The sequence below is a fragment of the Streptomyces sp. NPDC058469 genome, from assembly GCF_042721125.1.
Lineage (GTDB): Bacteria > Actinomycetota > Actinomycetes > Streptomycetales > Streptomycetaceae > Streptomyces.
The window spans coordinates 1-12076 of the sequence record NZ_JBHXME010000244.1 but is presented as its reverse complement, the minus strand read 5'-3'; the positions used below and the strand labels follow the sequence as shown (position 1 = coordinate 12076).

Here is a 12076-nt window from a genome sequence, read left to right as displayed (position 1 = left end):
GGTCGCCACAAGCCCGTCGGTCGCCACAAGCCCGTCGGTCGCTTCGCTCCCGCCGCGCTTTCCGGTTTCCGGTTCCCCGGGTTCAACCCCGTCCCCCAGAGCGGCCGCAGCCGTCCCCTCCCCAGGCTCCGGACCAACTGGCCCGTCCCCAGCCTTCAGACCAGCCGACGCTTCCCCCTCTCCGCCCTCCGGCCCCCCCGACAGGTCTCCCCCACGTATCTCCGGATCCGGACCAGCCCCGACCTCCGCACCCTCCGACACACCTCCCTCACCGGTCACCGGCTCAGCGGGCGCAGACCTCTCCTCGTCCCCCGGCCCAGCCGATGCTTTCCCCTCCCCGGCTTCCGCTCCCCCCTCACCCACACCCACTCGCCCCGAGCCCGTCCCCATCCCCGTTCCCGACCCCGAACCCCCTACATGCCCCATCCCCGCGCCACCCCTCCCCATAGCCGCACACCTCGCACCTCACGCACCCCGCGTCCCACCCCAGGCCCATCCCGGTCGCGCGCCCGCAATCCTGCTCATACGCTCCGAAATGTGACGTCATCCTTGAAACGGAGCCGGCTGCGGCGCGGGACCTCCCACATATCCGTGCGGGTGGCGCATGCCGTGTTGGGTGGGGCGGTCGGGGTCGTGTGGCTGGTGTTGCCGGTGATGACGATCAATGCGGAGGTTCCGGTTGCGGCCGCCCGGGGTGGGCCCGTCGCCGCTGCGGACAGGGCCGGCGACGGGGAAGGGGACGGGAAGCAGGACGCCGAAGGGACCACATCCGGCGCCGACCTCGTCCTCCCCCTCGTCGTCCTCGGCGGAGTGGGCGTACTCGCGGGGTACGGGTACATACGCCGCACCCGTAGGGCCCGTACCCGTACGACTCCCGGCGTAGTGTCGCCCCAACCCCCCGGGACCCCACTCCCCGTACTGGAACGCCAGGCCGGTGCCGCCCTCGTCCAGGCCGACGACTGCCTGCGCACGAGCAGTGAGGAACTCGCCTTCGCCGAGGCCCGGTTCGGGGCGACGGACGTCGAACCGTTCGTACGGGCCCTGCGGGACGCCGAGCGCGAACTCTCCGCCGCCTTCGCGATACGCCTGCGCTACGACCAAGGGGTCCCGGAAGAAGAAGCCGCCCGGCGGCAGGCCCTCGCCGGCATCGTCGGACGGTGTGCCGAAGCCGGACGCCGGCTGGACACGGAAGCACCCGCGTTCGATCAACTCCGGGCGTTGGAGCAGGAGATGAACAACGCCCTCGGTATCGCAGAGGCGCGGTTCCGGGAACTGGCCGGCCGTACAGGGGGCGTGGACGCCACACTCACCCACCTGAACACGCACTACTCGGAACCCACGACCTCGACAGCGACCACCACCACCGTCACCGGATACGTCGAACAGGCCAAGGACCGGCTCGTGTTCGCCACCGCCCACCTCAACCAGGCCCGCCAGGCAGCCGACTTGGGACACACCGGCGAAGCCATACGCAACCTCCGCTCCGCCGAGGGCGCCATCAGTCAGGCCGACGTCTTCCTGAACGACGTCGAACGGCTCGCCAACTCACTCGCCGCCGCAGCCGAGTTGGTCCCGGCCGCACTCACCGGCGCCGAAGCCGAAATCGCAAGGGCGACATCCAAGACATCCAAGTTGTCCAAGACGACCGATGCAGCCGCGCCCGCAACGGAGCCACTCCACGCCCACCTCACCCACGCCCACACCGCCCTCGCCGCCGTACGAGAAGAACTGACCGGCGACGGCCCCTACGACCCCCTCGCCGCCCTGCGCCGCGTCATCCAGGCCGTGCTGCCGCTGGGCGCCGGGCGGGACGGCGTGCTCGGTGCCGCCGCGTGGATCGTCGGGCGGAGTGACGTCGGCTCGGCGGACGGTTTCGTGGCGACGCACCGGGGTGCCGTGGGCGTAGCGGCCCGGACCCGGCTGGCCGAAGCGGAGCTGCTGCTCAGAACCGACCCCGCCGCAGCCGACGTACCCGCACTGGAGGCCCGGGAGGCGGCGGAGCAGGACGTCCGTGTGCACGGGAACCCGTACGCCGGTGCCGCCGACGAGCACACGAGCGGGGTCGGCGGGGCGGTCCTCGGCGGAATCCTCCTCGGCGAGGACCCGGACGGCGGCCCGCCCCTCACCTTCGGCGGACCGGCCACACGGAAACGCCGCGCCCTCCGGCTGACGTAGAACACCACAGTCGGCATCGGCAGGCATAGGCATGCATCGGCAGTCGTCGGCACACGCCAGACCACCAGCAAGCCGCCCTCAGAACAGCCAGACCACCAGCAGGCCGCCCAGAACAACCAGGGCCCCCGAGCCGTCAGAACAGGCTGAGCAACGCCTCCGCCGGATCCACCATCCCGTTCTCCCCGTCCGGCAACGGCAGTTCGAACCACACCGTCTTGCCGCGTGGCGTCCGGCGGGAGCCCCAGGCGGCGGACAGGAGGCCGACCAACTGCAGGCCCCGGCCGCCCTCGTCCGTGTCGCGGGCGCGGCGGCGGCGTGGTTGGACCAGGCCCGCGTCCCAGACCTCGCACACCAGGGTGCGGTCCAGCAGCAGCCTCAGCCTGATCTCGCCCTCGCCGTACCGCAGCGCGTTCGTCACCAGTTCGCTGACCAGCAACTCGGCGGTGTCGATGACGGGTTCGAGGTGCCAGGACTGGAGTCGGGCGCGGGCGTACTCGCGGGCGCGGCCCACGCTGCGTGGTTCGCGCGGCAGGGTCCAGTCGCCGACCGAGTCGGCCGGCAGGCCCTGGACGCGGGCCATGAGCAGCGCGATGTCGTCCTCGCCGTGGTGGGTGTCGAGGGTGCTGAGAACGTGGTCGCAGACGTCCTCCAGGTCGCGGTGGGTGTCCGCGTTCAGGGCCGCCTTGGCGTGGGGGTGGTCGTCGGACGAATTGCGCGTCGCCGGGTCGGTCAGCGCGCCTACGAAGGCCTGGAGGCCCTCGTCCAGCGGATGGTCGCGGGATTCGACCAGTCCATCCGTGTAGAGCGCCAGCAGTGCGCCTTCGGGGAGTTCGACCTCCACCTCCTCGAAGGGCTCGCCTCCGACGCCGAGCGGCATGCCGGGCGGGACGTCGAGCATCAGCGCCGCCTCGCCGGGTTCCACCAGGACCGGCGGGAGATGGCCCGCGTTGGCGAAGGTGCAGCGCCTGGTCACCGAGTCGTAGACCGCGTAGATACAGGTCGCGAGGTACACCTCTGCGAGGTCCGCCTCGCGGGGGCGGCGGGCCGCCCGGGTGGCCTGCTGGACTCCGCCGGGTGTGCCGAGGCCGCGGGCGATCTCGTCCAACGCGGAGAGGACTTCGGCCGGTTCGAGGTCCAGGAGGGCCAATGTGCGGACCGCCGTGCGGAGTTCGCCCATCGCCACCGCCGCGCGTAGACCGCGGCCCATCACGTCTCCCACCACCAACGCCGTGCGGTGGCCGGGGAGTTCGATGACGTCGAACCAGTCGCCGCCCACCTCCGTCGCCGCGTTTCCGGGAAGGTATCGGCAGGCGATGTCGAGGCCGGAGGCCTCCGGGTCGCCGGGCGGGAGGAGGGATCGCTGCAGTATCAGGGCCCGTTCGTGCTCGCGCCGGTACAGCCGCGCGTTGTCGATACAGACGGCGGCCCGCGCCGCCAGCTCCACCGCGAGATCCCGGTCCCGGTCCCCGAACGGCTCGCTGCCCTTCGTACGGGCGAACTGCACGAGTCCTACGACGGTGTCGTGGGCGACCATCGGAACGGCCAGCGTGGACTGGACCGGGCCGCCCTCCTCGGCGGGGACGTACTGCGGGCGGGCGGTGCGCAGGGCGTCCGCGCAGGGCGAGTTGAAGGGGTAGTGGTGGACCGCGCCGACCGCCACGGGTGCGCCGCCGCCCACGAAGGGGGCGTCGGAGACCGCGCTGGCGAAGGCCACCCGGCGGAGTTCCGCGCTGCCGTCGGCTCGGCCGGGCGGGGTCTCGTCGCCGGCCAGGAGGCCCTGGTAGAGGTCGACGGTCGCGAGGTCGCAGAAGCCGGGGACGACGACGTCGAGGAGTTCGCGGGCCGTGGTCTCCAGGTCGAGGGAGTTCCCGATGCGGGCGCCGGCCTCGTTCAGAAGGGCGAGATTGCGCCGCGCGGAGGCGGCCTCGCGGGCGGCGGCGCGGCGGGCGGTGACATCGGTGCCGAGCCAGGCGATGCCGATGGGTCGGCCGCTGCCGCTGTGCACGCGGTAGAGGTTGATGGACCAGTGGCGGCGCTCCTCGGAACCCGGCACGAGGCCGGTGACATGCATGTCCGTGATGGAGTTGCCGGTCTCCAGGACCCGGCGCAGGGTCGCGGTGACCCGCTCGGCCTCGGGGCTCTGCAGATAGTCCTGGACGCCCCGGCCGCGGTGGTCGTCGGGGGTGCCGCCGAAGGTGTTGGCGATCTGCTGGTTGGCCCGCCTGACCCGCAGGTCGGGGTCGATCAGCAGGAACCCGAACGGAGATTGACCGAATATCGACTGCGAGGCGGCGAGATCGGTCTCGATGCGGCGCAGGATGCGGACGTCGACGACGATGCAGACGGCGGCCCGCTCGCCCTCCTCGGTCCGCGTCGGCATCACATAGACCTCGGCGAGACCCTCCTTGCCCGGCTCGCCCTCGGCGGTCCCCGGCGCTTTGAAGGGGACCACCCCGGTCCACTCCCGGCCGTCCAGGATCTCGGCCATCTTCCGCTGGCCGCGCTCGTGCAGCTCGGGGTCGACGAACGCCTCGATGGGATCCATGCCCACCGCGTGCTCCGTGGAGATGCCGAAGAGCTGCTCGGCCCGCAGGCTCCACTGGTCGACGAGCCCGTCGGGGCCTATGGAGAAGGAGGCGACCTTGATGTAGTCGTAGATCGAGCCGGGTGGGCTGCTCTGCCACATGGCGTCGCCGACGGTCATCGCGTCGCCGCCGGACATGAGGTCCTCGGCGGACACGCGGTCGCCGCCGGGCACGTCGATGTAACCCGCGGCCTCAGCCCTCGCGCGGTCCGACGGGTCCTCGGACTCCGTGGCCTTCGCTGGTATCTCGCTCACGCGAACCGTCCCCTCCAGCTCACCGCGTCCGGCACCGGTCACCGGGGGCGGCTGCCCGCAGTATCCAGCACTACGGCGCCGCACAACACGGTGTTCACGATCACAGGACAATCCCGATGCATTTCGGACCGGCCTGCGACAACACTCCCAGTCTTCTAACCAGCGGACACGCAGTCGAACCACGCGGATCGACAACCGTCACAGGCCTGAACCAGTCGATGGACACGACTGTCCGGTTCGTACAGCCGTGTTCGGCCTCGATTCACCCGGGTACGGCCAGCTCGAACCACACCGTCTTGCCCGTCTCGCCGGGCCGGGTGCCCCAGCGGACGCAGGCACCGGCGACCAGTTGGAGACCCCGGCCGCTCTCGTCCTCGGGGCGGGCGACGCGCTCGCGGGGCGGGTCGGGCAGCGGGTCGGAGACCTCGACCAGCAGCACACCGTCCGGGTCGACGGGACGGACCAGCCGGACGCCGATGGGGCCGGTGGCGTGCCGCAGCGCGTTGGTCACCAGCTCACTGACCAGCAGCGCCGCGATGTCGGCGAGGGTGTCGAGGTCCCAGTCGCGCAACTGGCCGCGGACTGCGGTACGCGCGGTGCGGACGGATCCGGGGTCCGCGGGAAAGGTCCACTCGGCGCAGTCGCCTTCGGTGTCGATCAAGCCGATCACATCCCGGGCCAGCCAGCACACCCATGTCCGATTTCATGGGGTTAATGGGCACATACCCGATATTCAGGGCCCGGTACCGTCCCCGAGGGCGCACTGTGGCACGAACGGCGTACACCGAGTCCGGCGCACTCTTCCCTCTCGGCCTACGACGACTTCGATACGACGACTTCAGCGCGCCCCGGCATCGAGAAGCGCGAGTGTCTCCCGTACGGCGGGAACGTCCTGGTCGAGCCAGTCGACGGTCCAGATGTCGGCGGGGGCGAGCCAGCGCAGTTCGTCGTGGTCCTCAAGGGGCTCGGGCTCCGCCGAGCCGGGGAGCAGCCGGGCCGTCCAGACCTGGAGGACGTACGGCGACTTGAGCGGCCACTCCCCCGGGACGCGCTCGACGGTCTCGGCGTCGACGCCGAGTTCCTCGCGCAACTCGCGCACCAGCGCGGCATCGGGGCGCTCGCCGGACTCGACCTTTCCGCCGGGGAGTTCCCAGCGTCCGGCCAGTTCGGGAGGTGCGCTACGGCGCGCGGCGAGCAGGCGGCCGTCGTCGAACAGGGCGGCTCCGACCACCACGATCCGTGTCGTCATGCGCCGGAGCCTACGGGTGCGGGGGCGCGGTCAGTTGCGCCCGGCGTCCTCGCTCTGCCCGATCCGCTCGACCCAGTACAGCTGCTTGTGCCCGCGGTCGTCGAGGCTGTCCGCGATCTTCTGGGCCTCGGCGCGGGTCGCGTACCGGCCCACGCGGTAGCGATTGCCGTTGTCGTCCTGCCGTATCACGAGCCAGGGAAGAGTGATCGTGCCGTCGTTCATCGCCATCGCGCCCCTCCGCCTCCCGCTCGCGGTTCGTGCCGTGCCCCACCCCATAAGGAAACCGCAATCCGCATATGCCGGAGCCTACGCCCAACCTTCACGCAGCGAATACGGGTTTTCACAAAGAGGTACGCAACCAGCCAGGACGGAGGGGGCGCACGACGACGAACGCGCCGTTGGCGCACCTCGACGCATCCGGTGAGAGGCACGCCACGGGCGCCGTGAACGACCTGGGAGAAAGACCGGAATCCAACGGCGCCCAGGGCAGGGCGGATTGACCGGTTCCGGCGACAAATGCCGTAAGAGGTGGACTACTTCACACGGAACGCACTACTCGGTGCGCTACTTGACCGGCAAGTGGTAGGCGATCCGGTAGCGGTCGGCCGGGACCACGACGTCGGCCGTCTCCACCGGGCGCCCCGAGGCGTAGTACGTGCGCTGGATGACCAGGACCACGTGCCCGGGGACTCCCCCCAGCGCGAGCAACTCCTCGGCGAGACCCGGCCGGGCGCCGACCTCCTCGGTGACGTTGTCCACGACGACGTCGATCGCGCGCATCCGCTCGACGACCCCCATGCCGCCGAGCGGGCCCTCCTCGGGCAGCATCACGGGCGTACGGCCGGTCACCGCGAGGGGCTCCCAGGACGTGGAGAGCATCATGATCTCGCCGGCGTCCCGGAACACGTACTTCGTGCACATCACGCGCTCACCGGGCTGCAGGGCGAGCCGCTCGGCGATGGTGTCGCCCGCCTCGGCCTGCTCGCTGCTGGACTCCCAGGTGCCGCGCGCCTCCCCCTCGGCCTGCTCCTGCCGGAACGGGGTCGCGCCCGCGGGCGGCCGGAACCCGGAGCGGGAGACGCGCCGCGGCACGGGACGCTCACGTACGTACGTCCCCGACCCGGAGCGGCCCTCGACCAGCCCCTCGGCCATCAGCACCTTGCGCGCTTCCAGCGCGACCGTGTCGGAAACCCCGTACTCCTCGCGGATCCTGGCCTGCGAGGGCAGCCGGGTGTGCGGGGGCAGCTGGCCGTCGACGATCTTCTTGCGGAGATCACCCGCGACGCGCAGATACGCCGGCTGCTCACCGAATGTCACTGGCCGCTCCCATCAGGTTGTACAGACAGCAACAGCCTGGCAACCGTGGGTTGTGCCATGCAAGCAAAGGCCAGAGAATCACTCGATGTGATGACTTATGCCCGGCGTGGGCTTTACCCAGGCACTTTCTCCCCGCTATAGGAGCCGTCACACCTCCATGCCGCCGGCGTCTCCCCCACTGTCTCCGCCACCGCCGTTCTGGTCGTACGACGGAGGGGTCGTGGCGAGCCCCAGAGCCTTGCGGGCGGTGACCGACTTCTGGGGGTCGATCAGGTCGGCGCCCTTGTCGTAGTGCGCGTAGAACTCGTCGGCGTCCGAGGCCTTGGCCGCCTTCGCCCACTCCTTCTGCGCGGCCCGCAGATCCTTGACCAGGGCCGCGACCGGCTTGTCGGAACCGCCGGGCCACTCATGGCTGTCGAGCAGGTCGGCCTGCTGGGTGAGCGCGGTCGAGACGCGGCCCGCCCAGGCCTTGTGCCCCGGCAGGTCGTCCTCGACATATTGCGCGTCGGGCGCCGAGTCCAGCGCCGAGTTCAGGACGTGAGCCGCTTTCAGATACGCGACCTGGTCGGAGTCGAGGGTCGTGGCGTCGTTGCGCAGCGAACCGCCGGGCAGGCTCGCCTCCTCGTCCGTGTTGCCGAACACACAGGTGATCTCGCGGTCGCCCAGACTCCAGCTCTGCGAGGTCGGGGTGACGTAGTAGATGTCCACGTCGTCGGGTACGGCCCAGCCGTCCATGGCGTAGGCGTCCTGGAGCGCGTAGCACTTGTCGTCGGCGGTGGCGGTGACCTTCTTGTCCCCGGGATACGAGCCGCTCCCCATCCGCACGACGGCGAACACCTCCCCGTCGTGCTCGCCCTCGCAGGACACGACGTCGAAGTCGTACGTCATGCCCTCCAGCGAACCGCTGGGCGCGTCGAAGCACTCGCCCTTCACGGGGTTGGCGCTCGAGTTGTTCCGCGCACTGTCCTTGACGTCGTCCCAGAAGCCGGTCGCCGCGCCGGTCGCCCCGAGCACCCACACCATCAGCCCGAACGCCGAGAGCACCATGCCGGCCGCCGCCATGCTCCGCCCGCGCTCGCCCCGCTTCTTGATCTGGTTCAGCGCGACCAGCCCGAGGACGACGCCGACGCCCGGTATGCAGCACAGGATGCCGAGCACGAGGGCGGCGACGGACATGCCGTTGAGGGGCGCGGGGTTGTTGTACGGGGTGTAGCCCTGGGACCAGGTCTGGTAGGGCTGCGGGCCGTACGGGGTGAGGGTCGGGGGACCCTGCGGGGTGTGGGGGCCTTGAGGACCTTGGGGGTACGGGGCGTAGGGGGACTGCGGCTGTGTGCCGTACGGGGGTTGGGGCTGCGCGCCGTAGGGGGCGTGGGGGTCCTGCGCGGGCGGGGCGTACGGGTCCTGTGACGGCGGGGCGTACGGGTCCTGCTGTGGTGGGGCGTACGGGTTCGGGGTGGACGCCTGCGGGGAGGGAGCCGGGCCCGGGGTCGGGGGCTGGTCCTGGGGGCTCTTGGGGCCCTGGGTGGGCGGCCCTTGGGGCTCCGGGGGCGGGGGTATGGACACCGGTACCGTGCTCCTGGTTCAGGCGGGGATCTTCAGATGGAGAGCTGGAGATCTTCAGATGCGGAACTGACGTACGACTTGGCGCATGGTAAGCGCGAGGTGAGCGGGGGCGGAATGCGGGTTGCGCAGGGGACCGTACGGGCGGTGAACGCGCTTGCCGCGCGGTGGGCGGGGGTCGTCGACGGCGGCACGGTGTTCTCGGCTGCGGGGGTGTGGCCGTTGTTGGCCCTGCTGGCGGACGGTGCCGGGGGTGCGGCGCGGGCGGAGCTGGCGGACGCGGTGGGGATTCCGGCGGACCAATCGGCCGCCGCCCCACGGGAGTTGCTCGGCGGGCTGGCGGCGATGCGGGGCGTGGACTCGGCGCTCGGGCTGTGGACGAAGCGGACGGTGGAGCTGCGGGAGGCGTGGGCGGCGGGACTGCCGGCCGAGGTCCACGGAGTGCTCACGGGGGACCTCGGGGCCGACCGCGCGACCCTGGACGCTTGGGCGGCGAAACGAACCGGCAGGCTGATCGAGCGGATGCCGGTGGCGCTGACGGACGCCACCGAACTGGTGCTGGCGAGCGCGCTCGCCTTCCGTACGGAGTGGCTGCGGCCGTTCGTCGAGACACCGATGGAGAGCGTGTACTGGAGCGACCGGGTCCCGCTCGGCCTGTTCCGCAGCACGGCCCTCCTGGACCGGATCGGCGTGGCGGACACACCGGACGGTCACGTCACCCGACTGAAGGTGCTGGGCAATACGGCGATCGACGTCCATCTCCTGCTCGGGGAGGAGCGGATGACGTCCGGGCAGGTGCTCGGCGCGGGCGTGGGACTCCTGGACGGCCGTCATCCCGTAGTACCCGGAGACCGACTCCCCTACGGAGACCCGGGACCCGGTCTGCGGGTGGAGAAGGAACGCTGCACGAGCCCGCGACCACCGACGCTCGACGTGACGACGGTGGCGTACGACATGCGTGCGCGACACGATCTCCTGCGCCTGCACCGCCTGTTCGGCCTCACGACGGCGCGGGACGCCGCGCGGGGTCACTTCCCCGGGATCAGCGAGTTCCCGCTGGCCATCGGGTCGGCCGAGCAGTCGACGATGGCGAGGTTCGGCGCACTCGGCTTCCGCGCGGCGGCGGTGACGGCCTTCGGCGCCATGGGCGGGGCCGCACCCGACCTCCGCTACCTGACCACCACCATCACCGCCCGCTTCGACCGCCCCTTCGCCTTCCTCGCCCTGCACCGCCACTCACGGCTGGTACTGGCCGCGGGGTGGGTCACGGAACCGGAGCCGTTCCCCGAGCAGGACTGGGGCTGATCATCGGGGGTCGGACGGCCGACGATAGCCTTCCCGTGCGCGATCGGGCGCTTGCGCGATCTTGCGCTAAGGGACTCACGGGGGCGGAATTGGGAGCGGTCCAGGGGGCGGCGGTTCAGGACGCGGCCGTCGGAGGCACGGTCGACGCGGTCAATCGGCTGACGGCGCGTTGGGCGGACTCGGCGACCGGTGGCACGGTGTTCTCGGCGGCCGGGGTGTGGCCGCTGCTGGCGTTCCTCGCCGACGGGGCGTCGGGCGCCGCGCGGGCGGAACTCGCGGACGCGGTGGGGATGCCCGCCGACCAAGCGGCCGCCGCCGCACGGGAGTTGCTGGCCTCGATGAGGTCGATGCCCGGCCTGAACTCCGCGCTCGGTCTGTGGACCAGGCGCGAACTGACCGTACGGCAGGAGTGGCGGGCGGGGCTGTCGGCGGACACGCACGGCGTGCTCACCGAGGATCTCCCGGCCTCGCAGCGGGCGTTGGACGCGTGGGCGGCCGAGCGGACGGGCGGGCTGATCGAGCGGATGCCGGTCACGTTGGACCAGGACGTGGTGATGGTCCTGGCGAGCGCGCTCGCGCTCCGTACCGAATGGCCGCGCCCCTTCAGCGAGTTGATGTTCCGCCCCGACGCCGGCCCCTGGCAGGGACGGCAGTTGGTGGGCCTGCGCCGCACCGGCGTCCGCCTCGACCGCGTCGGCGTGGCGAGCGGCCCGCACGGTTACGTCACCGAACTCAAGGTCCCCGGCGACAACGGAATCGACGTCCACCTGCTGCTCGGCGAACAGCGCATGGCCCCGGGCCAGGTGCTGGGCACGGGAGTTGAGGTCCTGGCCCGCCGACTCCCCGTGGTACCGAGCGGCCAACTCCCGTACGGCGACGTGGGACCGGGCCTGCGCGTCGAGCAACAGCGCTGCACCACACCGCGACCGCCGGAGCTGTCCGTGACGACGGTGGCGTACGACATGCGTGCGCGACACGATCTCCTGGACCTGCACGGCCTGTTCGGACTCACGACGGCGATGAACACCGGCGACGGCCACTTCCCCGGCATCAGCCCGTCCCCGCTGGCCATCGGGCAGGCCGAACAGTCCACGACGGCCCAGTTCGGCGCCCTCGGCTTCCGCGCCGCCGCGGTGACCGCGGTCGCGCCCGTCTTCGGCGGTGCCCGGCCCGACCTCCGCCACACGACCACCGTCGTCACGGCCCACTTCGACCGCCCGTTCGGCTTCCTGGCCGTACACCGGGAGTCCCGCCTGATCCTGACGGCGGGCTGGGTCACGGATCCGTCGCCATACGGGGACGGGTCGAATCCCGTGCGCTGACGCGACGGTGTGTCCCCGGTGGCCGATGGCCGGTGGCGGGCACCCGCCCCGCGACCGACCCCGTCCGTGGGAACCCCTCGCGCACCCCACGCGCTGATCCGACGGCGTATCCCCATCGCCCGGTGGGCGGCAGCCGCCCTTCGACCACCCCTCGTCCGTAGGAACCCCCACACCCCACCCCCTGACCCGACGACCTACCCCCACCGCCCGGTGGACGACACCCACCCCTCGACCACCCCTCGTCCGTGGGAACCCCCACACCCCACCCCCTGACCCGACGACCTACCCCCACCGCCCGGTGGACGACAC

General features: G+C 71.5%; 9 protein-coding genes. 3 read left to right on the top strand and 6 right to left on the bottom strand.

The window, feature by feature from the left end:
* Positions 1-654: 654 nt before the first annotated feature.
* Positions 655-2175 (top strand): hypothetical protein, encoded by a 1521-nt coding sequence (locus tag ACFWP5_RS49425; RefSeq protein WP_384173004.1) that lies wholly within the window; start codon positions 655-657, stop codon positions 2173-2175.
* A gap of 133 nt (positions 2176-2308) precedes the next feature.
* On the opposite strand, the gene ACFWP5_RS49420 is transcribed toward ACFWP5_RS49425, so the two are convergent.
* From ACFWP5_RS49420 to ACFWP5_RS49395, 6 genes are all read right to left on the bottom strand, one after another.
* Entirely contained in the window at positions 2309-5014 is a 2706-nt protein-coding gene (locus ACFWP5_RS49420; protein ID WP_384172999.1) for a SpoIIE family protein phosphatase, read from the bottom strand.
* A 262-nt stretch (positions 5015-5276) separates the two neighbouring features.
* On the bottom strand, positions 5277-5675 hold the full coding sequence (locus ACFWP5_RS49415) for an ATP-binding protein (RefSeq protein ID WP_384172996.1): 399 nt from the start codon (positions 5673-5675) through the stop codon (positions 5277-5279).
* Between the two features lie 177 nt (positions 5676-5852).
* Positions 5853-6263 (bottom strand): (deoxy)nucleoside triphosphate pyrophosphohydrolase, encoded by a 411-nt coding sequence (locus ACFWP5_RS49410; RefSeq protein WP_384172993.1) that lies wholly within the window; start codon positions 6261-6263, stop codon positions 5853-5855.
* A gap of 30 nt (positions 6264-6293) precedes the next feature.
* Positions 6294-6485: an SPOR domain-containing protein gene (locus ACFWP5_RS49405; RefSeq protein ID WP_384173001.1), complete on the bottom strand. Its 192-nt coding sequence runs from the start codon at positions 6483-6485 to the stop codon at positions 6294-6296.
* Positions 6486-6827: 342 nt separating this feature from the next.
* The gene (locus ACFWP5_RS49400) at positions 6828-7580 is read right to left on the bottom strand and encodes a GntR family transcriptional regulator (protein ID WP_384172990.1); all 753 of its coding nucleotides are present in this window, start codon (positions 7578-7580) and stop codon (positions 6828-6830) included.
* Between the two features lie 147 nt (positions 7581-7727).
* Positions 7728-9143 carry a DUF4190 domain-containing protein gene (locus tag ACFWP5_RS49395; protein WP_384172987.1) on the bottom strand — a complete coding sequence of 472 codons (1416 nt, stop codon included), beginning with the start codon at positions 9141-9143 and terminating at the stop codon, positions 7728-7730.
* Between the two features lie 114 nt (positions 9144-9257).
* Between ACFWP5_RS49395 and ACFWP5_RS49390 the strand changes: the two genes are divergently transcribed.
* On the top strand, positions 9258-10445 hold the full coding sequence (locus ACFWP5_RS49390) for a serpin family protein (protein WP_384172984.1): 1188 nt from the start codon (positions 9258-9260) through the stop codon (positions 10443-10445).
* 89 nt (positions 10446-10534) lie between these two features.
* Entirely contained in the window at positions 10535-11767 is a 1233-nt protein-coding gene (locus tag ACFWP5_RS49385) for a serpin family protein (protein ID WP_384172981.1), read from the top strand.
* Positions 11768-12076: the final 309 nt, after the last annotated feature.

Coding starts and splice junctions, on each gene's coding strand:
- ACFWP5_RS49425 (WP_384173004.1), top strand. CDS start 655: ATGACGATCAATGCGGAGGTTCCGGTTGCGGCCGCCCGGGGTGGGCCC.
- ACFWP5_RS49410 (WP_384172993.1), bottom strand. CDS start 6,263: ATGACGACACGGATCGTGGTGGTCGGAGCCGCCCTGTTCGACGACGGC.
- ACFWP5_RS49405 (WP_384173001.1), bottom strand. CDS start 6,485: ATGAACGACGGCACGATCACTCTTCCCTGGCTCGTGATACGGCAGGAC.
- ACFWP5_RS49390 (WP_384172984.1), top strand. CDS start 9,258: ATGCGGGTTGCGCAGGGGACCGTACGGGCGGTGAACGCGCTTGCCGCG.